This is a genomic window from Mycobacterium xenopi, assembly GCF_009936235.1.
Taxonomy (GTDB): domain Bacteria; phylum Actinomycetota; class Actinomycetes; order Mycobacteriales; family Mycobacteriaceae; genus Mycobacterium; species Mycobacterium xenopi.
On record NZ_AP022314.1, the window covers coordinates 2,773,573 to 2,796,692 of the forward strand.

Annotated in this window: 18 protein-coding genes and 1 pseudogene; 8 read left to right on the top strand and 11 right to left on the bottom strand. The window is 66.8% G+C overall.

Annotation, left to right across the window (positions count from 1 at the left end):
- Positions 1–19 precede the first annotated feature (19 nt).
- Together MYXE_RS12945 and MYXE_RS12950 are read right to left on the bottom strand one after the other, a co-directional pair.
- Positions 20–853, bottom strand: a complete 834-nt coding sequence (locus tag MYXE_RS12945; protein WP_232061606.1) for a rhomboid-like protein — start codon at positions 851–853, stop codon at positions 20–22.
- 9 nt (positions 854–862) lie between these two features.
- The gene (locus tag MYXE_RS12950; RefSeq protein ID WP_232061607.1) at positions 863–1,771 is read right to left on the bottom strand and encodes an adenylate/guanylate cyclase domain-containing protein; all 909 of its coding nucleotides are present in this window, start codon (positions 1,769–1,771) and stop codon (positions 863–865) included.
- Positions 1,772–1,976: 205 nt separating this feature from the next.
- Between MYXE_RS12950 and MYXE_RS12955 the strand changes: the two genes are divergently transcribed.
- On the top strand, positions 1,977–3,056 hold the full coding sequence (locus MYXE_RS12955; RefSeq protein ID WP_081485306.1) for an oxygenase MpaB family protein: 1,080 nt from the start codon (positions 1,977–1,979) through the stop codon (positions 3,054–3,056).
- A 21-nt stretch (positions 3,057–3,077) separates the two neighbouring features.
- Here MYXE_RS12955 and MYXE_RS12960 read toward each other — a convergent pair whose 3' ends face one another.
- From MYXE_RS12960 to infC, 4 genes are read right to left on the bottom strand one after another with little or no spacing between them, the layout of a single operon-like run.
- On the bottom strand, positions 3,078–3,854 hold the full coding sequence (locus MYXE_RS12960) for a TrmH family RNA methyltransferase (RefSeq protein WP_085198246.1): 777 nt from the start codon (positions 3,852–3,854) through the stop codon (positions 3,078–3,080).
- Positions 3,855–3,871: 17 nt separating this feature from the next.
- Positions 3,872–4,261 carry a 50S ribosomal protein L20 gene (rplT, locus tag MYXE_RS12965; RefSeq protein WP_003920408.1) on the bottom strand — a complete coding sequence of 130 codons (390 nt, stop codon included), beginning with the start codon at positions 4,259–4,261 and terminating at the stop codon, positions 3,872–3,874.
- 36 nt (positions 4,262–4,297) lie between these two features.
- Positions 4,298–4,492, bottom strand: coding sequence for a 50S ribosomal protein L35 (gene rpmI, locus MYXE_RS12970; protein ID WP_003920407.1), 195 nt, complete (start codon positions 4,490–4,492; stop codon positions 4,298–4,300).
- A 31-nt stretch (positions 4,493–4,523) separates the two neighbouring features.
- Entirely contained in the window at positions 4,524–5,114 is a 591-nt protein-coding gene (gene infC / locus MYXE_RS12975) for a translation initiation factor IF-3 (protein WP_081485294.1), read from the bottom strand.
- Between the two features lie 364 nt (positions 5,115–5,478).
- On the opposite strand from infC, the gene lysX reads away from it, so the two are divergent.
- Positions 5,479–8,784 carry a bifunctional lysylphosphatidylglycerol synthetase/lysine--tRNA ligase LysX gene (gene lysX / locus MYXE_RS12980; RefSeq protein ID WP_050947693.1) on the top strand — a complete coding sequence of 1,102 codons (3,306 nt, stop codon included), beginning with the start codon at positions 5,479–5,481 and terminating at the stop codon, positions 8,782–8,784.
- Positions 8,785–8,816: 32 nt separating this feature from the next.
- Positions 8,817–10,291 (top strand): annotated as a pseudogene (locus MYXE_RS12985) (alpha/beta hydrolase).
- Between the two features lie 9 nt (positions 10,292–10,300).
- Here MYXE_RS12985 and MYXE_RS12990 read toward each other — a convergent pair.
- Complete coding sequence (locus MYXE_RS12990; RefSeq protein WP_039889917.1) at positions 10,301–11,080, bottom strand: DUF2127 domain-containing protein; 780 nt, start codon at positions 11,078–11,080, stop codon at positions 10,301–10,303.
- Positions 11,081–11,162: 82 nt separating this feature from the next.
- Here MYXE_RS12990 and MYXE_RS12995 point away from each other — a divergent pair, with 82 nt between their 5' ends.
- Both MYXE_RS12995 and MYXE_RS13000 read left to right on the top strand, forming a co-directional pair.
- On the top strand, positions 11,163–11,435 hold the full coding sequence (locus MYXE_RS12995; RefSeq protein WP_003920402.1) for a hypothetical protein: 273 nt from the start codon (positions 11,163–11,165) through the stop codon (positions 11,433–11,435).
- Positions 11,436–11,580: 145 nt separating this feature from the next.
- Complete coding sequence (locus MYXE_RS13000; RefSeq protein ID WP_003920401.1) at positions 11,581–11,904, top strand: DNA glycosylase AlkZ-like family protein; 324 nt, start codon at positions 11,581–11,583, stop codon at positions 11,902–11,904.
- Positions 11,905–11,986: 82 nt separating this feature from the next.
- Here MYXE_RS13000 and uvrA read toward each other — a convergent pair whose 3' ends face one another.
- Positions 11,987–14,893 (bottom strand): excinuclease ABC subunit UvrA, encoded by a 2,907-nt coding sequence (uvrA, locus tag MYXE_RS13005; RefSeq protein WP_085198249.1) that lies wholly within the window; start codon positions 14,891–14,893, stop codon positions 11,987–11,989.
- Positions 14,894–14,974: 81 nt separating this feature from the next.
- Here uvrA and MYXE_RS13010 point away from each other — a divergent pair, with 81 nt between their 5' ends.
- Both MYXE_RS13010 and lnt read left to right on the top strand, forming a co-directional pair.
- Complete coding sequence (locus MYXE_RS13010) at positions 14,975–15,652, top strand: MBL fold metallo-hydrolase (protein ID WP_085198251.1); 678 nt, start codon at positions 14,975–14,977, stop codon at positions 15,650–15,652.
- A 53-nt stretch (positions 15,653–15,705) separates the two neighbouring features.
- Positions 15,706–17,196, top strand: coding sequence for an apolipoprotein N-acyltransferase (lnt, locus tag MYXE_RS13015; protein WP_085198621.1), 1,491 nt, complete (start codon positions 15,706–15,708; stop codon positions 17,194–17,196).
- On the opposite strand, the gene MYXE_RS13020 is transcribed toward lnt, so the two are convergent.
- Positions 17,181–17,624 carry a universal stress protein gene (locus MYXE_RS13020; RefSeq protein WP_003920397.1) on the bottom strand — a complete coding sequence of 148 codons (444 nt, stop codon included), beginning with the start codon at positions 17,622–17,624 and terminating at the stop codon, positions 17,181–17,183. The two genes, lnt and MYXE_RS13020, sit on opposite strands and share 16 nt — an antisense overlap.
- A 310-nt stretch (positions 17,625–17,934) precedes the next feature.
- Here MYXE_RS13020 and MYXE_RS13025 point away from each other — a divergent pair, with 310 nt between their 5' ends.
- A complete protein-coding gene (locus MYXE_RS13025) occupies positions 17,935–19,500 on the top strand; it encodes a mannosyltransferase (RefSeq protein WP_085198623.1) in 1,566 nt (521 codons plus the stop codon).
- An 18-nt stretch (positions 19,501–19,518) separates the two neighbouring features.
- Here MYXE_RS13025 and MYXE_RS13030 read toward each other — a convergent pair whose 3' ends face one another.
- The gene (locus MYXE_RS13030; protein WP_085198254.1) at positions 19,519–20,925 is read right to left on the bottom strand and encodes an MFS transporter; all 1,407 of its coding nucleotides are present in this window, start codon (positions 20,923–20,925) and stop codon (positions 19,519–19,521) included.
- The gene (gene uvrB / locus MYXE_RS13035; RefSeq protein ID WP_085198258.1) at positions 20,922–23,090 is read right to left on the bottom strand and encodes an excinuclease ABC subunit UvrB; all 2,169 of its coding nucleotides are present in this window, start codon (positions 23,088–23,090) and stop codon (positions 20,922–20,924) included. The genes MYXE_RS13030 and uvrB overlap by 4 nt, the downstream gene beginning before the upstream one ends.
- Positions 23,091–23,120: the final 30 nt, after the last annotated feature.

Consider the following 23,120-nt stretch of genomic DNA (forward strand, 5'->3'; position numbering starts at 1 on the left):
CGGCCGCCTTCCGGTCCGTTTAGGCCGGTGAGCTGCGGGGAACCCGGCTCAGCTTTTGCGCGACGGGCTCCTCGGCGGCCAGCGCGGACGTCTCCAGGGGCTTGCGCGTCAAGCGCCAGCGCACGATCGTGTGGGCGGCCACGCCGCTGAGCGTGCCGAGCGCCAAGCCAGTCAGCGCGGTCACCGCGGTGTGCGCCAGCAACAGGAAGCCGAACGCAGCGCCCACCGCCAGCAACGCATATCGCACCGGCGTCCAGTGCGCGGGCCGGCCGAAGCGGGTGGCCAGCGCCAGGCCGATGAGCAGCGCGACGGTGTGCCCGGCATCGGTGAATTCGGCGCCCAGCGCAGCGCTCGACACCGCGACCGCCAGCCACCAACCCATCCAGACCGGCCGCCAGCGCCGCGGGATCGCGGTGGTCAACGCGCCGAGTACCGCGACAGCGCCGTAGCTCACCCCGACGTCACTGGCCCGGCTGATCGACAGCGGCAGCCAGCCGAATTCGATCGCGGCGACCAATCCGGCCGCCACCACCAGGGTCGCGCCGACGTGGCCGAGCAAGAACGCGAGCGTGAGCCGGCCACTGCGCCAATGTAATTCCGCCAGCGCAAGCAGACAGACCAGACCCGGCAGCCAGATGTACATCGGGGCGGCGTCGATGACGAATGCGCTGCCGAACAGGGTGCCGATTTTCCCGCGCGCCAAGTTATGCAGGTTGGTGCTGACGTGCAGGATCACTTGGTGCTGCACTCGGGGACCGAGGAGCACCAGCGTGGTGCTGACCGCTACCAGGGCGGCCGCGTAACTGAGCGTGATGCGAACCCGTGCCAACCGCGACAGCATCCCAAGAATCATCGGCACCCACTATGCCTGCCGGCCGGTGTCGTCGTCGGCATCGGCACCTGTCAGTTCCCTAGGAGTTTCGATCCGGTAGATGGCCATGTCCGCGGGAACACCGCTGGGCTTGCCGCCGAACAGCGGTCGGTGGGCGCGTTTGACGACGACGCCGAGCCTTTCCAGTTCGGATTGCGGAATCTTGTCCAGTGCGGGACCGGACACCATGATGCCGCCCTTGGTGGCACGTTCCATGACCCGGGCGGCGATATTGACATCGACGCCGAGCCAGTCGGCGGCCACCCGCCGCGGATGGCCGGTGTGGATGCCGAGCCGCATCCGTGGTGTATAGCCTTCGACGTCAACGGATTTGAGGGATTTCTCTGCCTCAAGGGCGGCACGCAGAGCAGCGACCGGGTTGTCGAACACCGCCATGATGCCGTCGCCTAGGCGTTTGACAATGCGCCCTCCCCCATCCAGCAGCGGCGGCTCGACGGCCCGCGCCGCCCGCCGCAACAGCTTCAGCGCGGCGTCATCGCCGGCTTTCAGCGACCACTCGGAGAATCCCACCAGGTCGGTGAACAGCAACGTCACCTCGGGATTGGCCGGTCGGCGAGAAACCGCCTCGGTCAACGCCTGCCACAGCTGCAGCGCGCCCAGGCCGACCTCCCGGGATGCCGCACCACGGTCGCCGAGGACTCGACCCGCTGCGCGTGCGGCGGCGCGGGGACCGCCGTCTCCGGCCGTGGACAACGGGTCACCGAACTCGGGGTCACCGGGCAGCGCGCGTCGCGCACGGCGGAGCAATTCCACGACTTTCGGACTTTCGTTCTTGCTGCGCAGCCACTGCACCGGCGAAAGCCGTCGCGAGTCGCGCGCAGCCGACGCGGTCGCCGCTTGCTCGGGCTTGCCGGATGCCGGATCGGGCCCGAGTTCCACTTTGCCGAGCATAGGGGGACGCCGCGGCGAGGAGCAACGAGTCGCGCCATGATCTGCACCACCGCGTCCGGAAGAAGGCCTGATCAAACAGCCTCGGGTGGTGCTGTCGGCGCCGGCTGAGACCGCCAGGCGGCACACCCCGGAAATGGTAGACAACATATGTTGTCAACATTATCGTGTGTCGTACCAGGATCAGGAGGCCGTCATGACCGCCACACCAACGACGTCGGCCAAACCCCTGCCTCGGGACTTCGAGGGTGATCCGGGAGGCCAGCCTGCGCCAGCCACCGCCACTCCGTTGGGGCCGGACTCGCTGACGTGGAAGTACTTCGGCGACCTGCGCACGGGGATGATGGGCGTGTGGATCGGCGCGATCCAGAACATGTACCCGGAGCTCGGCGCCGGTGTTGAGGAGCATTCGATCCTGCTGCGAGAACCGCTGCAGCGGGTGGCCCGTTCGGTGTACCCGATCATGGGTGTCGTCTACGACGGCGACCGTGCGGCCCATACCGCCCAACAGATCAAGGACTACCACCGCACCATCAAAGGCGTCGACGCCAACGGCCGTCGTTACCACGCACTGAACCCCGAGACCTTTTATTGGGCGCATGCCACGTTCTTCATGCTGGTGATCAAGGTCGCCGAATACTTTTGCGGCGGCCTGACCGAGGCCGAGAAGCGCCAGCTTTTCGATGAGCACGTGCAGTGGTACCGGATGTATGGGATGAGCATGCGACCGGTGCCCAAGTCGTGGGAGGAATTCCAGGAGTACTGGGACCGGGTATGCCGCGAACGGTTGGAGCTCAACCCGGCCACCCGCGACATCTTCCAGATGCGAATCCCCAAGCCGAAATTCGTGCCGATGCCCACCCCGCTGTGGGATCAGCTGTTCAAGCCGTGGATGGCCGGTCAGCGTTGGATCGCCGCCGGGTTGTTCGATCCCCCGGTGCGCGAGAAGGCCGGAATGCGCTGGACACCGGGAGACGAGGTGTTGTTGCGGCTGTTCGGCAAGTTCGTGGAGCTGGCGTTTTTGGCGGTGCCCGACGAGATACGGTTACACCCGCGGGCGCTGGCCGGCTACCGGCGTGCGCAAGGCCGGATTCGCCCCGATGCACCGCTGGTGGAAGCACCGCGGTTCACGGCGCCGCCGCGTGACCGGCGCGGCTTGCCGATGCATTACATCCCGCCACGCAAGACGATCATGGAGCGGGCCGGCTCGCTGGTGCACACCACGTTTTCGCTGGCCGGCCTGCGTCCGGCCTGGGGTCGTGGCACCGCGGCGTGAGTTGGGCAGCGCGGGCGCCGGTCAGCGTAGCGCGCGTGAACTCTGATATAGGCAAATCGCAGCTGCCGCGACCACATTGAGGCTCTGCGCGCCGCCGGACGTAGGGATGCGCACCCGGTGGTCAGCCAGCGCGGCGAGCTCGGCCGGCAGGCCATGCGACTCAGCTCCGAACAGCCACGCCGTCGGTCGGTTCAGCAGCGGTTCGACGTCCTCGAGGCTGGTCGGCCCGTCCACAGTGGTCGCCAGCACCTGCAGGCCCCGCTTGCGCATTGCCCCGACAGCCGCGTCAGCATCCGGTGCGACGACGACCGGGATTGCGAAGATGCTGCCCGCGGAGGCGCGCAGGCACTTGCCGTTGTAGGGGTCGACGCTGTGCCCCAACAGGACCACCGCAGCGGCGCCCAGCGCGTCAGCGATGCGGATCAGGGAGCCTGCGTTGCCGGGTTCACCGATCTCGACGGCGACGACGATCAGCGCAGGATTGCCGGCTAGCACCTCTTCCAAGCGGGTGGCGGGCAGCTCGCACACCGCAACCAGGCCCGCCGGCGTCACTGTCTCCGAAAGTGCTTTGGCAGCACGGTCGTTCACCAGATGGACCGGTACGTCCTGGGTGTGCAACCACTCGCCATGTCGGCGTGCCGCGGCTTCGGTGACGAATATTTCCCGCACCAAACCCCGCCGGGATGCGGCTTCGACGAGGTTGGGGCCTTCGGCGAGAAACCGCTGCGCGCGGCGCCGCCGGACATGGCGGTGGAGTTTGGCCGCGGCGACCACCCGGCCCGAGCGTTCGGTGAGCACCGGACCCGAGCGTGATGTCAGGCAGCTTCTCCCGAAGGCGCGTTGACGTTGTCCGGCAGCGCTGCCCGCGCGACATCGACCAACGCGGTAAACGCTGTGGGATCAGTCACCGCGATGTCGGCGAGGTTCTTGCGGTCCACTTCGACGCCGGCCGCTTTGAGGCCCTGGATCAGCCGGTTGTAGGTGATGTCGTTAGCGCGCGCTGCAGCGTTGATCCGCGAAATCCACAGCTTGCGGAACTCGCCCTTGCGCGCCCGGCGGTCACGAAACGCATAGTTCAGCGAATGGAGTTGCTGCTCTTTGGCTTTACGGTAAAGCCGAGACCGCTGGCCGCGATAGCCTCGCGAGGCCTTCAGGACGGTGCGCCGCTTCTTATGGGCGTTGACTGCCCGCTTTACGCGTGCCATTGCTATTCCTATCTTCGTTCGAACGTAGTGATCTGGTCAGCCGTTCAGCATCGACTTGACCCGCTTGGTGTCGGCCGTCGACACCGCGGTGCGGCCTTCGAGCCGCCGGGTCCGGGTGGTGGGCTTGTGCTCGAATAGGTGCCGCCGGTTGGCGTGCTGCCGCACGATCTTGCCGGTCCCGGTGCGCCGGAACCGCTTCGAAGCCCCGCTGTGGGTCTTGGCTTTGGGCATGGTCCTCAGTTCTGCTCTCGTGTCAGGTCGATCACGGTTCGGTATCGCCGTTGGGTGGCGGCTCGGGCATGGGTGCGACCGCTTGTCGCGCCGCCCTGGCTCGGGTCTTCGCGCCGCGGTGGGGCGCCAGCACCATGGTCATATTGCGTCCGTCCTGTTTGGCGGCCGTCTCGACGAAGCCGTACTCGGCGACGTCTGCACCCAGGCGCTGTAACAGTCGATAGCCCAGTTCGGGCCGGGACTGCTCGCGTCCGCGGAACATGATCGTGACTTTGACCTTCGATCCCGCCTCCAGGAAACGGATCACATGGCCTTTCTTGGTCTCGTAGTCGTGATCGTCGATCTTTGGTCGTAGCTTTTGTTCCTTGACGACGGTCTGCTGTTGGTTTCTGCGAGACTCGCGCGCCTTTTGCGCCGCCTCGTATTTGTACTTGCCGTAGTCCATGATCTTGCAGACCGGCGGTCTGGCGTTGGGGGCGACTTCGACAAGGTCGAGATCGGCGTCCGCGGCGACGCGGAGTGCATCTTCGATGCGCACGATGCCTACCTGCTCTCCTCCCGGACCTATCAGTCGGACTTCAGGTACGCGGATGCGCTCGTTGACGCGGGTCTCAGTGCTGATGTGGCCTCCCTGTGTCGTATTGCCTCAATCATGACCGGCGCCGACTCTGCCGGGCGCAACAGGCGGAATCCGCCATCAGCAAAAAGGCCCTGCTGCAGCAGGGCCCTAATGCCGACCGGTCGCGGCGGGAGCCGCCTGCGCGGTGCGCAGAACAGGCAGGTTGCCTGTGACCGGACCGCTGAGCCTTCGGGAAGTTCCCGTGGCCAGCGGTGGGAGTGGGACTCCACTTGCTGTCCCCAGCCTTCGCCGGGACGGTCGCATCGGCCAGTTTAGCAGTCATGATGTGTTCGACGGGACCGATGCACGGCTGCGCCGCGAAGTGGTCTCACGCGTGTCCCAGGTTCAGCGAATATCCTCGCGGTCTGTGACCGTAACCACGAGCCGGCCGGCCTCCCGGTACCACTGGGTTCCAGCAGCAGCCGGTTGGACCGTCGGTGTCATTGCCACCCTGTCGCTGGTGGCAAGCGTGTCACCGCTGGTCCGGTGGCTCATCAAGGTGCCACGGGAGTTCATCAACGACTACGTTTTTAACTTTCCCGACACCAGCTTCGCGTGGTCGTTTGTGCTGGCGTTGCTGGCCGGCGCGCTGACCGCACGCAAGCGCATCGCCTGGTGGGCGCTGCTCGGCAACCTGCTCATCGCCGCCGGGCTCAACATCGCGGACCTAGTGGCGGGCGACAACACCCGGCTGGAAACCTTCGGCGAGAATCTCGGGCTCGCCCTACACGTGGCCGCGATCATCCTGCTGGTCTTGGCCTACCGGGAATTCTGGGCCAAGGTCCGCCGCGGCGCGCTGTACAAGGCGGCCGGGGTTCTGCTCGCCGGGTGGGCGATCGGGATCCTGCTGTCCTGGGGGCTGGTCGAGTTGTTTCCCGGCTCGCTGGCTCGCCAGGATCGGTTGCCGTACGTCGTCAACCGGGTCATTGGGTTCGCACTGGCCGACCCGGATCTGTTTCAGGGCAGGCCGGACGTCGTCCTCAACGCGCTGTTCGGGTTGTTCGGCGCGCTGGCGCTGATCGCCGCGGCGATCGTGCTGTTTCAATCTCAGCGCGCCGAAAACGCACTGACCGGCGAAGACGAGTCCGCAATCCGCGGGCTGCTCGAGTTGTACGGACACAACGACTCCCTGGGCTACTTCGCGACCCGCCGCGACAAGTCGGTGGTGTTCGCCCCCAACGGACGCGCCGCCATCACCTACCGGGTGGAGGTCGGCGTCTGCCTCGCCAGCGGCGATCCCATCGGGGACCCTAACGCGTGGCCGCAGGCGATCGATGCATGGTTGCAGTTGTGCCAGTCCTACGGCTGGGCGCCAGGTGTCATGGGTGCGAGTTCGCAAGGCGCCCAGGCCTTTCGGCATGCCGGTTTGAACGCCTTGGAGCTGGGCGATGAAGCGGTTCTGCACACCGCGGATTTCAAACTGTCCGGCCCGCAGATGCGCAGTGTCCGTCAGGCGGTCACTCGGGCCCGGCGCGCCGGGCTGACCGTGCGCATCCGACGGCATCTGGAGATCCCGCCGGACGAGATGGCACACGTCATCGAACGCGCGGACGCTTGGCGGGACACCGAAACCGAGCGTGGCTTCTCGATGGCGTTGGGCCGGCTCGGCGACCCCGCCGATTCCGATTGCTTGCTGGTCGAGGCGTTGCGGCCCGACCACGAGGTGGTGGCGATGCTGTCGCTGGTGCCGTGGGGGCACACCGGGGTGTCCCTGGATCTGATGCGTCGATCACCGCAATCCCCTAACGGCACCATCGAACTCATGGTCAGTGAGTTGGCCCTACACGCTGAACGCCTTGGGATTAGCCGCATTTCATTGAACTTCGCGATGTTCCGCTCTGCGTTCGCGCAAGGCGCCCAGCTCGGTGCCGGTCCGATCGCACGGTTGTGGCGCGGACTGCTGGTGTTCTTGTCGCGCTGGTGGCAGCTGGAGACGCTGTACCGCTCGAACGAGAAATACCAACCGGAATGGGTGCCGCGGTACGCCTGCTACGAGGATGCGCGGATGATCCCGCGGGTCGGCGTGGCGTCGGTGATCGCCGAGGGGTTTCTGGTGTTGCCCTTCACCCGGCGCAACAGGCAACATACCGGCCACCACCCTTCGGTGCCCCGGCCACTGGCGGCGAGCGGGCTGTTGCACCAGGATGGCAGCGCCCCGGATCTCTGCGCCCTGCAACGGATTCACGTGCCCGGAGCCGACGAGCCGCGTACCCGGCTGCCTGAGCAGATGAGGGTGCGACTGGCCAAGCTGAAGACGCTGCAGGGCAAAGGCATCGACGCCTACCCGGTGGGCTGCCCGCCCAGTCATACCGTCGCCCAGGCGTTGGCGGCCGATGACCACGCGGCGGTTTCGGTATCGGGCCGCGTGCTGCGTATCCGCGACTTCGGGGGCGTGCTGTTCGCGCAACTGCGCGACTGGTCAGCGGAAATGCAGCTGCTGCTTGATAATTCGCTGCTGGAGGCGGGCCGTGCCGCGGATTTCACCAGGGCGGTTGATCTCGGCGATTTGGTCGAAGTCACCGGCCACATGGGGTTCAGCAAGACCGGGACGCGCTCGCTGCTGGTCCGCCGATGGCGGCTTATCGGCAAGTGCCTGCGGCCGCTGCCCAACAAGTGGAAGGGGCTCACCGACGCCGAGGCCCGGGTGCGGACCCGCTACCTGGACCTGGCGGTCAACGCCGAGTCGCGTGAACTGATCACAATTCGCAGCAAGGTGCTGCGTTCGCTGCGGGAGACGTTGTTCGCCAAAGGGTTTGTCGAAGTGGAGACGCCAGTGCTGCAGCAGATCCACGGCGGCGCCAGCGCACGTCCCTTCATCACCCACATCAACAGCTACGACATGGACCTGTACCTGCGGATCGCGCCCGAGCTCTACTTGAAGCGGCTGTGCGTCGGCGGCGTCGAGCGGGTGTTTGAGCTGGGCCGGGCTTTTCGCAACGAGGGCGTCGACTCCAGTCACAATCCCGAATTCACGCTGCTGGAGGCTTACCAGGCCCATGCCGACTATCGGACCTGGGTTGACGGCACCCGGGAGCTGATCCAGAGCGCGGCAGAGGCCGCGCACGGCGAGCAGGTTGTACTGCGTCCGGTCGACGACGGCAACGGCCTCAAACCGGTCGACATCTCCGGTATGTGGCCGATAAAAACCGTGCACGACGCGGTGTCCGAGGCACTCGGTGAATACGTTGACGCCGACACCGACTTGGCGACACTGCGCAAGCTGGCCGATGCCGCCAACATCCCGTATCTGCGACGCTGGGACGCTGGGGCGGTGGTGCTCGAGCTCTACGAGCATCTGGTCGAAGCCCGCACCGAGCAGCCCACCTTCTACATCGACTTCCCGATCTCGGTTTCGCCGCTGACCCGGCCGCATCGCAGCAAGCGCGGTGTGGCCGAACGCTGGGATCTGGTGGCCTGGGGCGTCGAGCTGGGCACCGCCTATACCGAGCTCACCGACCCGGTGGAGCAGCGTCGCCGTCTGCAGGAGCAATCCTTGCGAGCCGCCGGCGGCGACCCCGAGGCCATGGAGCTCGACGAGGATTTCCTGCAGGCGATGGAATACGCGATGCCGCCCACCGGCGGGCTGGGCATGGGGGTCGACCGCCTCGTCATGCTCATCACTGGCCGCAGCATCCGCGAGATTTTGCCGTTCCCATTAGCCAAGCCGCGGTGAACCGGTTTGCGCATCCGCCACAATGGAAGGCAATGAACGACGTGCCAGCTTGGTCGACGACGGTTGCCGCGCCGCTGCTGGTCGGTCACCACACCTCGCTGATGCACGGGTGGCTGCCGATCACGATCCAGGCGCTGACCGCCGTCGTGCTGGTGTTGGCTGTGGGGCGGCGATCGCGCCGCTGGTGGATGCTGAGGCTGCCGGTGGCGGCGGCGATGGGAGTCGCGGTCGCCGTTGGGGCGCGATGGTTCATTGACAGCGACGGCCTCGCCGACGACCCGGCGCCGCTCGCGCTGTGGCTGTGGGTTGCGCTGACCGGTGCCGCCGCGGCGGTGTTGCTGGTGGGCTGGCGTAGCGCCCGCTGGTGGCGGCGCGCGGCATCGATCGGGGCGGTGCCGTTGTGCTTGTTGAGCTCTGCGCTAGCGCTCAACGAGTGGGTGGGCTATTTCCCGACGGTGCAGACGGCGTGGAATCAGGTCACCGCCGGTCCGTTGCCGGACCAAACCGACAAGACGGCGATCGCGGCGATGGCCGGCAAGCCGGCACTTCCGCCCCGCGGCAGCGTGGTCCCAGTGACCATCCCCGCCGATGCGTCGCATTTCAAGCATCGCGGCGAGCTGGTGTATCTGCCGCCGGCATGGTTTGCCAGCACCCCGCCGCCGCGGCTGCCCACCGTGATGATGATCGGCGGTGAATTCAATACACCCGCCGACTGGCTGCGCGCCGGCAATGCGGTCACCACCATCGACGAGTTCGCCGCCGCTCATGGTGGCAACGCGCCGGTGTTGGTGTTCGTGGACTCCGGGGGGCGCGTTCAACAACGACACCGAATGCGTCAACGGCACCCGCGGCAACGCCGCCGACCATCTCACCAAGGATGTGCTGCCCTTCATGGTGTCGACGTTCGGCGTCAGCCCGGATCGGTCCAACTGGGGGGGTGGTCGGCTGGTCGATGGGTGGAACGTGTGCGGTCGATCTAACCGTCATGCACCCCGAGCTGTTCAGCACGTTTGTCGACATCGCCGGTGACCTGGGCCCCAATTCGGGAACCAAGGCACAGACCATCGCCCGATTATTCGGCGGAAACGCCGCCGCGTGGGCTGCGTTCGACCCAACCACCGTGATCAAGCGGCACGGTCCTTACAGCGGGGTTTCCGGGTGGTTCGCGGTCAACTCGGACGGCGCGGTGGCGGAGCACCCCCGCGTCGAGGCGGCCGACACCGCCGGCGTGGTTGGCCGCGCGGCAGCCGCTCACCCCAATGAGCAGGCCGTGGCCGCAGAATCGCTGTGCACGCTAGGCCGCGCCAAAGGCATCGACTGTGCGGTGATCGCCCAACCGGGCAAACACGACTGGCCATTCGCGGGCCGGGCTTTCACGACAGCATTGCCATGGCTGGCTGGCCAGGTGGGAACTCCTGGTGTGCCCCGAATCCCCTTGCCCAGCGCGTCGTCTCCACCCGCGCCCGCCCCGGGGTCGGTGCCGCACCGCCACGCCGCGCAGAAGTAGCGTCAGCGACTAATCGCTTGTCTGCTCGGCGGTTTCGAGCAGGCCCGCTCGCTCCACGGTCAGCAGGCTTTCTGTCCGATGCTCTTCGCGGTAGGCCTCTCCGCCGCCGTTGAGCCCGAAAAGCCGTTTACTCCACAGCAGCCACACCACCGCGACGACGTTGATCAGAAATGCGGTGACCCGAAGAGCCGTCACCTTTTCGGTGAGCTCGTAGATCTCCAGCGGCAGGAATACGCTGGTGGCGACCACCGCAAAATACTCGCCCCACCGCGCTACCAGCCACAGCCCGACGGCTTCGACAAACTCGATCGCGGCGTACGCGGCGAAACCGAGCGCGATCCAAAGGAACGTCGACGACGACAGCGTGAAGAGGTGGACGATGTGGCGGACGATTTTCGAGTTGTCCGGGTCCCACCCGATTTGATTGGCCAACGGCCGAATCAACGGAAGGTCCTGCTCGAACGCTTGCTGCAGCCGTGCCCGCGACCCACGGATCTCGAGCACACCGACCGCCAGCACCACGAACACGGCGCCTCGAATCGCGCGTTCGACCGCCAGCGCTCGCATCAATGTCCGGTCTCGCAGCAGCCTTCCGCGCGGAATCTCCGGCGCCGTGTCGGCCGGACCGCTCCGGCGGGGAGGTCCGACAACAAAGGTTTCGCACCGCAAGCAGCGCCATGCCTCGCCGGCCGGAGTATCGGCCTTCAAGCGCTCCCGTAGCGCCGGCTCGTCGGGGGCAAACGTCGCATGCCCACGTAGACCACATGATCGCAACGCGAAATCAACCACCCCTAGCACGCTATGTCACCGCGAGCCGATGCGCAGCCAGGTATCCGAGGTGACAGCAAACAGGGGACGGTAGCATGTCCAGATGCCTGACACTGCGAAGCGTCCTCCTGCCGAGCCTGGTGCCAGTTCGAGAACGCCGGACACCGAACCCGGCTACGACAACTCGGGTGTGCCGACATTCGATTCGGTCCGGGAGAAGATCGAGACCCGATACGAAACGTCAATCGGCGCAGCCGAGTTGGACTCCGAAACCCCAGAGGGACGGAGTATCGAGGAGCAGTACGAGGCGCGCCACAAGGCGGCAGCCGAACGACTGGCGGCCATCCGCGAATCGATGCGCAAGGACAACCACTAAACCGGTGCGGACATTCAGCGTTGCCGAGCGGCGAAACCGCCTGGTGCGCAGGCGTTTTCTGACTGTTCGGCCGCCTGCCGACCCGATCGGCTCGGTCCTCGCCGCTGGTCGACCTGCACGCGACCGACCCGGCCAGTCCATACCAATGGTTCAGCTGGCCGTCAGCGACCGGGTCGCTGAGAACGAGCGTCGGCGGCTGATCGCCGATGAGGCAGGTGCCGGCGCGGACGGCGCGGTACTGCGCCACCTGGCCGAGGAGGGACCTGCCAGCGCGGCCGAACTGCGGGCCGCGCTTCCCGGGCTCGCGCGGTCATCCGATCCCGCTCCCGGAAAACCTTGGGGCGACGAGGTTACCATCGCACCCCGGGTGCTGACCGTGCTGCCCGCTCGCGGCGACATCGTAGCCGGACCGCGTCGCGGCCCCGATGGGCCACCGCCACCAGCTGGCTCACCTTGTCACCAGAGCTGATGTTCCGCCGAGTGTGCAGCTTGTGGGCGCGATTTCGTCGATTTGTCGGGCACAACCTACACACTCGGCGATACGAGAGCCGTTAGGCGCTGACGCGGCGACGCGGGTTCGACCGTGGTGCCGCATTGACCGGAACATCGAGGGTCTCAGCCAGGAACTTGCCGGTGTAACTCTGCGGCACGGCCGCGACGTCCTCGGGCGTGCCTTCGGCCACGATCGTCCCGCCCTCGCCACCGCCTTCCGGCCCCAGGTCGATGATCCAGTCCGACGTCTTGATCACATCCAGGTTGTGCTCGATGACGATCACCGTATTGCCTTTGTCCACCAGGCCGTTGAGGACTCCGAGCAGCTTGCGGATATCGTCGAAATGCAGCCCGGTGGTGGGCTCGTCGAGGATGTACACGGTGCGCCCGGTGGAGCGCTTCTGCAATTCGGAGGCCAGCTTTACCCGTTGGGCCTCACCGCCGGACAGGGTCGGTGCCGGCTGACCGAGTCGCACATAGCCGAGGCCGACGTCGACGAGGGTGCGCAGGTACCGGTGGATGCCGGTGATCGGCGCGAAAAACTCCTCGGCTTCCTCGATCGACATGTCGAGCACTTCGGCGATGGTCTTACCCTTGTAATGCACCTCGAGGGTTTCCCGGTTGTAGCGCGCACCATGGCACACCTCGCAGGGCACATACACATCGGGCAGGAAGTTCATTTCGATTTTGATGGTGCCGTCACCCGAACATGCTTCGCAGCGGCCCCCTTTGACGTTGAACGAGAACCTGCCCGGTTGATAGCCGCGGACTTTGGCTTCGGTGGTGGCGGCGAACAGGGTCCGGATCTTGTCGAATACCCCGGTGTAGGTGGCCGGGTTGGAGCGGGGTGTGCGTCCGATCGGCGACTGGTCGACTTGCACCAGTTTGTCGACGTGGTCGAGCCCGGTGACCCGGGTGTGGCGGCCCGGAACCTGGCGGGCACCATTGAGTTTGTTGGCCAGCACCGCGGCCAGGATGTCGTTGACCAGTGTCGACTTTCCGGAGCCGGAGACGCCGGTCACCGAGGTGAACACCCCGAGCGGGAAGGATACGTCGATGCCGCGCAGATTGTGCTCGCGGGCGCCCACGACAGTGAGCCGGCGCCGCTTGTCGACGGGCCGCCGAATCGCGGGTACCTCAATACTTTCCGCACCGGACAGGTAGGCGCCGGTGATCGAGTCCTTGTTGCGCAGCAGTTCGTCGTAGGGTCCGCTGTGCACGATCTGGCCGCCGTGCTCCCCTGCCCCCGGGCCGATGTCGACGATCCAGTCGGCATGCGCGATCGTGTCCAAGTCGTGTTCGACGACGATCAGCGTGTTGCCTAAATCCCTTAAGCGGGTGAGCGTTTCGATGAGCCGACGGTTGTCGCGCTGGTGCAGGCCGATCGACGGCTCATCGAGAACGTAGAGCACCCCCACCAGGCCCGAACCGATCTGTGTGGCCAGCCGGATGCGTTGTGCTTCTCCGCCGGCCAGCGTCGCGGCAGGCCGTGACAGCGACAGGTAGTCCAACCCGACGTCGAGCAGGAACCCGAGCCGCGACAGGATTTCCTTGAGCACCTGCCCGGCGATGGCTTGTTGACGGGGGTCGAGGGTGAGATGCTGGAGAAAGTCAGCGCACTCCGAGATCGACAGGTCGCACACTTCGGCGATGGACTTCTTGCCCCGGTCTCCCGCGGCCAGCGTCACCGCCAGGATTTCCGGCTTGAGCCGTGTCCCTTGGCACACCGGGCACGGCACGTCGCGCATAAAACCCTCGTAGCGTTCCTTCATCATGTCCGACTCGGTCTGCTGCATTTTGCGTTGCAGGAACGCCATCACGCCTTCGAAATCGGCGTAATACGACCGGGTGCGGCCGTAGCGGTTGCGATAGCGAACGTGCACCTGTTCGTCGCAGCCTTCGAGGATCGCCTTGCGCGCCTTGGCCGGAAGCTTGCGCCACGGAGTGTTGACATCGAAGCCCATCACCTCGCCGAGCCCGGCCATCATCCGGGTGAAGTAGTCGGCGGCATGCCCCATCGACCAGGGCGCCACCGCGCCCTGCGCCAAAGTCAGCTCCGGGTCTGGCACCACCAGGTCGGGGTCGACCTCCTTACGGATGCCCAGGCCGCTGCATTCCGGGCAGGCGCCGTAGGGCGAGTTGAACGAAAACGACCGTGGCTCAAGGTCGTCGACGGCCAGGGCGTGCCCGTTGGGGCAGGCCAGCTTCTCGGAGAATCGCTGTTCGCGGTTGTGGGCGTCGTGTGCGTGGTCGACGAACTCCAGTACCACGATGCCGTCGGCCAAACTCAGCGCGGTCTCCACCGATTCGGTGAGCCGCTGCTTGGCGCTGGGCTTGACGGTCAGCCGGTCCACCACGACCTCAATGTCGTGTTTCTCCTGCTTTTTCAGCTTCGGCGGATCGGTCAGCGGATGCACTACACCGTCGACCCGCACCCGGCTGTAGCCCTGCGTGTTGAGCTTCTCGAACAGGTCGACGAACTCACCCTTGCGGGTGCGCACCACCGGGGCCAGCACCTGGAACCGCGTCCCTTCCGGCATCGCCAGCACCTGGTCGACGATTTGCTGCGGGGTTTGCCGGGCGATCCGCTCGCCGCACACCGGGCAGTGCGGTGTGCCGGCGCGGGCGTACAGCAGCCGCAGATAGTCGTAGACCTCGGTGATCGTTCCGACCGTCGAGCGCGGGTTGCGGTTGGTCGACTTCTGGTCGATGGACACCGCCGGGGACAGCCCTTCGATGAAGTCGACGTCGGGCTTGTCCATCTGACCCAGGAACTGGCGGGCATACGCCGACAGCGATTCCACGTAGCGCCGCTGGCCTTCGGCGAAGATCGTGTCGAACGCCAGCGACGACTTTCCCGAGCCGGACAGGCCGGTGAAGACGATCAGCGCGTCGCGCGGCAAATCGAGGTCGACGCTGCGCAGGTTGTGTTCCCGTGCGCCCTTGACGATCAGGCGGTCAGCCACCGGATCCCTTCCAGAGTCACCACGTTCCCCATGCTATGTGCCCGTACCGACAAGCACGCCTCGAGCAGTAACGTGGCGCACATGACCGCCCTCGACGATAACTACACCGGCCATGTCGACCCGGGCACCGCGGCGCGGCGCACCTTGCCGGGCGCGACGATCATCAAGGCATCGGTGGGGCCGATGGACAACAACACCTACCTAGTGACATGTTCCGAGACCGGCGAGACCCTGCTGATCGACGCGGCCAACGACGCCGACGTCCTGCTGGACCTGGTGCGCCGCTACGCCCCCAAGGTGTCGCTGATCGTCACCAGCCACCAACACTGGGATCACTGGCAAGCGCTGCAAGCACTCGCCGAGGCCACCGGCGCGCCGACCGCGGCGCATGAGATCGACGCCGGTCCGCTGCCGGTCAAGCCAGATCGTCTGCTGGCCCACGGCGACACGGTACAGATCGGCAAACTGAACTTCGATGTTCTCCACTTGCGCGGCCACACCCCCGGGTCTATCGCACTGGCGCTCGATGGACCCGCAACCGGCGACGTCACGCAGTTGTTCACCGGCGACTGCCTGTTTCCTGGCGGCGTCGGCAAGACGTGGAAGCCCGGTGATTTCGCGCAGCTGCTCGACGATGTCATCACCCGGGTGTTCGACCGCTTTGGGGACGACACTGTCGTCTACCCCGGCCACGGCGACGACACCACCCTCGGTGCGGAGCGTCCGCACTTGGCGGAGTGGCGCGAGCGCGGCTGGTAGGGCCACGCGGAACCGCACGCCGTCACGCGGTCACCGTGCCAAAGCCCGGGCGCGTGAACAGATGGCGGCGCCTGCCCGGTTATGCGGCGGCGCTGGTATTCGGGGCACTGCCCGCGTTGGCGTTTCCCGCGCCGGCGCAGTGGTGGCTGGCGTGGGTGGGGCTGGTCCCGCTGCTGCTGGTGTTGCGCGCAGCGCCGACGACGCTCGACGCCGGGATGCGAGCGTGGTTCGGCCTGGCCGGCTATGTGCTGAGCACCCAGTATTGGCTGCTGCCCAGCGCCGGACCTCTTCTTGTGCTGATGGCGGCCGTGCTGGGGGCGTTGTGGGTGCCGTGGGGTGGGGCGGCACATTGGCTGCTCTCGGGCCGCCCGGTGACGACGCGTCGGATGCTGGCCGCGGTCGTCGTGCTGCCCAGCGCGTGGGTAGCGGCCGAGGCGGTGCGGTCATGGCCCGGCCTCGGTGGTGCGTGGGCTGCGCTGGGCACCTCGCAGTGGAATCAGCCCGTCGCGTTGGCCTCGGCCGCGCTCGGCGGGGTGTGGCTGACCAGTTTCTTGCTCGTCGCAGTCAACACCGCGATCGTCGGCGTACTCATGTGCCGGTGTCTGCCCGGTCGGCTCGGCTGCGTGGTGATCGCCGTGGTGTGCGCGGGGCTCGGGCCGGCGTGGTTCCTGTGGGGGGCATCGCCCGGGGCGGGGAGGACGGTTCGGGTGGCGCTGGTGCAGCCCGGGGTCATCGACGACGGCGCGGCACGCGAGGCGGCCGGCAAGGCGCTCACCGCGACGTTGGCCGGTCACGGGGTCGACCTGGTGGTTTGGGGCGAAAGCAGCGTCGCCGTCGACCCCGCCAGCCATCCCGACGATATGCGGCAGCTGGCGGACCTTGCCCGGAGGGTAGGTGCGGACCTGCTCGTCAACGTCGACGCGCCCGCCCCGACCGGTGGAATCTACAAGTCGTCCGTGCTGATCGGACCGGACGGGCCGGTGGGCGCCTACCGTAAGACCCGGCTGGTGCCGTTCGGCGAATATGTGCCGCTGCGCCCGCTGGTTGGGTGGCTCACCCGCCACACCAAGGCGGCCAGTCAGGACCGGGGCCGGGGGCCGGGGCCGCAGGTGCTGCGCGCCGGCTCGCTGACGATCGGGCCATTGATCAGTTTCGAAGCCGTGTTTCCGGACCTGCCCCGCCGCGAAGTGCAACTCGGCGCCCAATTGCTGGCATACCAGAGCTCGACGTCGACATTTCAGGGAACGTGGGCGCAGCCGCAGCTGGCCAGCGTGGTCGCGGTCCGCGCCGCCGAAGTGGGCCACCCGGCGGTGCATGCCGGGCTATCCGGCGACAGTGCGGCGTTCGACGCGCGCGGCCGAACCCTGAGCTGGCGCGGGTCGACGTACCGTGGCGTGCTCGTGGTCGACGTTCCGCTCGGCTCGCGCGCCACCGTGTACCAGCGGCTGGGCAAATGGGTGCTGGCCCTGGCGTTCTCGGTCGTGGGGACCGCTTCGATCCTGGCTTTGCGGTCCCGACGGCGTCCGGACTACGGGGTAGTGTGAACGATCAACACGTCGGTCTTGGCGCGCCGCGAGACGTTGGCGGGCACCGAGCCCAGCAGCCGGCCGGCGATCGTGTTCAATCCGACGTTGCCGACCACCAGCAGGTCGGCGCCGACCTCCTCGGCAAGTCCGACCAGCGCGTCGACGGGGGCACCGACGACCGCCCGTTCTTCGATGTTCTGCGCACCGGCTGCCTTGGCCCGGTCGCGCGCCTCACGCAAGATCGCGTAGATGGGTGCGGTTCCGGAGACCTTGTAGCTCTCGTCCTTCAAGACGTCGGCGGCCCGGGCATCCTCTGGTTGGGGCAAGTACGCCGACGCGATGATCAGCTTCGCGTCCGCGCCCGCGATGTGGCCTGCCCGGTCCACCGCGCGCAGCGAGGAGTCCGAGCCGTCGGTTCCCACCACCACGGTCTGATAGGCGCTCATTTACCCTCCCAGATGTCGGTTGCTACGCCAACCCAAGACAGTAACGCTTTGCCGCATGCGGATGGGTCCGATTTGCGACACGCTGGGGGCCCGCGCGGCCATCCCGGGCGAGGTGGCCGGGCCCGTTGCACTGAGCCGCACACCGGTAAAGCGATCCATGTGTTGCGGAAAACATTGTGGCACAACCTATTACAAGTTCACCACCGCGGGGTTGCAGCCGGCAGCCTCGATATCGGCCGGTGCGGGTGATTCAGGCCCCGTCACCGGAGGTAATCAGGTTCACCACCCGAGCCCTAAAGTGACAACCACCATGTCCGTGTCGACAGTCGCGCAGCCCGCCGAGGCGGCGGTCGCCGGCCCGCCGTTACGTCGCCCCCGTCCCGGCAGGCTGCTCGACCCGTTGTCGGTCGCGCTGCTGGCAGCCGTCGTCAGCGGCGCGGGTGCCAGTCGCCCGTCGCTGTGGTTCGACGAGGGGGCGACGATCTCGGCCGCCGCGAGCCGTTCCCTCTCGGAACTGTGGCGGCTGCTGGGCCGCATCGATGCCGTGCACGGCCTCTATTACCTGGTGATGCACGGCTGGTTCACGGTATTTCCGCCGACCGAGTTCTGGTCGCGCGTGCCGAGCTGTCTGGCCATCGGCGCCGCCGCGGCAGGTGTTGTGGTCTTCGCCAAGCAGTTTTGCCCGCGCACTACCGCGGTGTGCGCGGGTGTAGTGTTCGCAATCCTGCCGCGGACAACCTGGGCCGGTATCGAAGCGCGTTCCTATGCGTTTTCCGCGGCCGCCGCGGTCTGGCTGACCGTGCTGTTGGTCACCTCGGCACGGCGCAACCGGGCACGGTTGTGGCTCTTCTATGCGCTGGGGCTGACGCTATCGGTGCTGCTGCACGTCTACGAGGTGCTGTTGGTGCCGACCTACGCGGCGGTGCTGCCGATGATTACCCGCCGGAAAGCCGCCGTCACTTGGTGGGCAATCACTTCCGGCGCCGTGGTCGCTGCCTTGACCCCGTTCATGTTGTTCGCGCACGCCCAGCGGTATCAGGTGGCCTGGATCTTTCCGATCAACTGGCACAACGTCATCGACGTCACGCAGCACCAGTACTTCGACAACAGTGTCCCGTTCGCGGTACTGGCGGCCGTCCTGATCGTCGCCGCGGTCACACTGCGGATCGCCAAGGGGCAGCGACCCGTTGGCAAGACGCGCGAGCTGCTGCTGATATGTGCGGCGTGGATGGCGATCCCCACCGCCGTCAGCCTGGCCTATTCGGCGATCAGCGAGCCGATGTATTATGCGCGCTACCTGTTCTTCACCGCGCCTGCTATGGCCGTCGTCCTGGCGGTGTGCATCGTCACGATCACCACGAATCCGCGGGCCGTCACGGCCATGTTGATCGGCCTCGCCCTCGCCGCGCTCCCGCATTACCTTTGGTCGCAACGCAGCCCGTTCGCCAAAGAAGGCTGGGACTACAGTCAGGTCGCCGACGTCGTCACTGCGCACGCAGCCCCCGGGGACTGTCTTCTGGTCGACAACACCGTGTTCTGGGCACCCGGACCGATCCGCGCACTGCTGGCCACCCGGCCGGCCGCTTTTCGACCGCTGGTAGACGTGGGACGTGGTGCCCGCGGACCCGACCGCGGCACCCTGTGGGACGGCCACGTCGCGGTGTGGCTGGTCATGGACAAGCTCAGCAAGTGCACCACCGTGTGGACCATCACCAATCACGACACGACACTGCCCGCCCATCAGACCGGGCGGTCGCTGCCTGCCGGGCCGGCATTCGGGCGGGCACCGGCGTATCAGTTTCCCCGCAAGCTCGGCTTCCGCATTGTCGAGCGCTGGCAACTGCACCGTACCCAGGTCCTCAAGTCGACGCGCTAATCGTATTGCGCGTCAACGTCACCGAGAGAGCAACTGACCGCGGGTGGCGCGGTAGGAAGCCACGACTCCCACCGCGGCCAGCGCCGTGAACACCGTGAACAACCAACGGGCCGACATGACGGCGCCCCCATGGGCCTCGTTGACCAGCACACCGGCCAGACCGGCGCCCACTGCCGCGGAGATCAACTGCACGATGTTGATCCCAGCGGCCGCCGCGCCGCTTTCGGCCGGGTCGTCCACGCAGCCCATCGCCCACGCCGACAAATGCGGCCAGGCGACACCGATCCCGGTCCCGGCGACCAGCAGGCCCGCCGCCCACACCGCGACCATCCCGACCGGTGCGTCATCGGATTGGGTGAGCGCACCCAACGCCAACCCGACCGCCATCACCGCGGGTGCAGCCGTGACCACGCGCGCGATGAGGCGCGGGTTGCTCAGTGACGCGCTGAGCAGTTCGCTGACCGTCCAGCCGATGGCCAGCGCCGCACCGAGGAAGCCGGCCACCACCGGGCTCAGGTGCGCCAACCGTTGACCGAACAGCGGCACATAGGTGTCAACCATCGCCGTGGCGAGCAGCAACGCTTGGGTCAGGTAGATCCATTTCAACGGGCCCGGCCCAAATGCGCTGGGCGGCAACGCCGCTGCGGACAGCCGTCGGTCGACAGCGACAAACACCACCACCAGCAGCAGCGTGCCGCCCGCCAGCAGCGCCGCGGTCGCTGAGAGGTTGTGTGGCAGCTCGGCGACGCTGACCGCCAGCGCAGCAGTGCCCAGCAGCAACAGCGCCCACACCGGGATCCTGGTCGCACGAACCGCGCCGCGGTCGAGCCGGCCCGCTGCCAGTACTGCCGGCACCGCGACGGCGATCGCTGCTGTCAGCATGGCCACCGCGCCGAACGCCCAACGCCACAACCCGAATTGGGCGAACAAACCCCCCATCGCGGGTCCTACCACCGTGGCGATCCCCCACGTCACCGACACCAGCGCTGAAGCTCTCGTCCAAAGCGCTTGCGGCAAAGCAGAATTGATGACGGCGTAGCCGAGACCGGCAAGCAGGCCACCGGCTGCGCCCTGAAGGGTGCGACCCGCCAGCAGCACCTCCATGCTCGGCGCGGCAGCGCACACCAGGCTGCCGAGGCCGAACATTGCCACCCCCGCCAAGTAGGCCCAGCGTGCACCGACGCGCAGCAGCACCGCATTCACCGTGGTGGCCGAGACCACGGATCCGACCAGATACAGCGTCGTCACCCAGGCGTAAAGCCGCTCGCCGCCGATGTCAGCGACCGTGCTGGGCAGCAGGCTGATCGTCAGGAACTCGTTGATGGCGTACAGCGCCACACCGCCCGCCAGCAGCGTTGAGATCCCTAGATACCGGCGACCCAGCAGCGCACGCCAACTGCCGGTGGCGACAGCGGGCGAGCTCACTTGACGCCGGCGGCATCCATGGCGCGCAGTTCCTTTTTCAGGTCCGCGATCTCGTCGCGGAACCGCGCGGCCAGCTCGAACTGCAAATCCCGCGCCGCGGCCATCATCTGCTCGGTGAGATCCTTGATCAGATCAGCCAATTCGGCGCGCGGCATGTTAGCGGTGTCGCGGCCTTCGAAAATGCCCGCACTGACCGTCCGTCCCGGTTCGCCCTGGGCCCGTCGGCCGCGGGACACGGCGCGCCCGGAACCGAGCTCGACGGTCTCGCTGTCCTCGGCTTCGGTGTAAACCCGGTCGAGGATGTCGGCGATCTTTTTGCGCAACGGCTTCGGGTCGATCCCGTGCTCCTTGTTGTAGGCGATCTGCTTGGCGCGCCGCCGCTCGGTTTCGTCGATGGCCTCCCTCATCGAATCCGTGATGGTGTCGGCGTACAGGTGCACTTCGCCGGAAACGTTGCGGGCCGCACGGCCGATGGTTTGGATCAGGCTGCGCGTCGAACGCAGGAAGCCTTCCTTGTCGGCGTCGAGAATCGACACCAGCGACACCTCGGGCAGATCGAGGCCCTCGCGCAGCAGGTTGATGCCGACCAGCACGTCGAACTCGCCGAGCCGAAGCTGCCGTAGCAGCTCGACGCGGCGCAGCGTATCGACCTCCGAATGCAGATAGCGCACCCGGATGCCCATCTCGAGCAGGTAGTCGGTGAGGTCCTCGGCCATCTTCTTGGTCAACGTGGTCACCAGCACCCGCTCGTCGGCCGCGGCGCGTTTGCGGATCTCCCCGATCAGGTCGTCGATCTGGCCTCGGGTCGGCTTGACCACCACTTTGGGATCCACCAGCCCGGTCGGCCGGATCACCTGCTCGACAAACTCACCGCCGGTCTGGCTGAGCTCATAGGGCCCCGGGGTGGCCGACAGGTATACCGTCTGCCCGATCCGCGACGCGAATTCCTCCCAGGTCAGCGGGCGGTTGTCGCAGGCCGACGGCAGCCGGAAACCGTATTCGACCAGGTTGCGTTTGCGGGAGATGTCGCCCTCGTACATGCCCCCGATCTGCGGCACGGTGACATGCGACTCGTCGATGACCAGCAGGAAATCCTCCGGGAAATAGTCGAGCAGCGTCGCCGGCGGGGTGCCCGGGCCGCGCCCGTCGATGTGCCGCGAGTAGTTCTCGATACCCGAGCAGAATCCGACCTGGCGCATCATCTCGATGTCGTAGTTGGTGCGCATCCGCAGCCGCTGGGCCTCCAGCAGCTTGCCCTGGCTTTCCAGTTCGGCCAGCCGCTCGGCCAGCTCCTCCTCGATAGTGGAGATCGCGTGCGCCATCCGCTCCGGGCCGGCCACGTAGTGGGTGGCCGGGAAGATCCGCAGCGACTCGACCCGCCGGATCACCTCCCCGGTCAGCGGGTGCAAATAGTACAGCGCCTCGATCTCGTCGCCGAAGTATTCGATCCGGACCGCCAGCTCCTCGTATGACGGGATGATCTCGACGGTGTCGCCCCGCACCCGAAACGAGCCGCGGGTGAACGACAGGTCGTTGCGGGTGTATTGGACGTCGACCAGCAGCCGCAGCAGCGCGTCGCGCGGCACCTCGGTGCCCACCCTCAACTCGACCGAGCGGTCCAGATACGACTGCGGCGTGCCCAGCCCGTAGATGCACGACACCGAGGCCACCACCACCACGTCGCGCCGCGACAGCAGCGCCGAGGTCGCCGAATGCCGCAACCGTTCCACGTCGTCGTTGATCGAGCTGTCCTTTTCGATGTAGGTGTCGGTCTGCGCGATGTAGGCCTCCGGCTGGTAGTAGTCGTAGTACGACACGAAGTACTCAACCGCGTTGTGCGGCAACATTTCTCGCAACTCATTGGCCATCTGCGCGGCCAGTGTCTTATTGGGTTCCATCACCAGCGTGGGCCGCTGCAGGCGTTCGATGAGCCAGGCGGTGGTGGCCGATTTGCCAGTACCGGTGGCGCCCAGCAGCACCACATCCTTCTCCCCTGCCTTGATGCGCCGTTCCAGCTCGTCGATGGCAGCCGGCTGGTCGCCCGCCGGGGCGTGCGGGCTGACCACCTCGAAGCGGCCGCCGGCGCGCACCAGCCCTGCTACCGCCTCTGCGGGCGGGCGGTACTCCGAGTGCGCGACCACCGGATGCTCGGTAGCGAAAGCCATGCAGTCCAGATTAGGCGGGACCCCCGACAT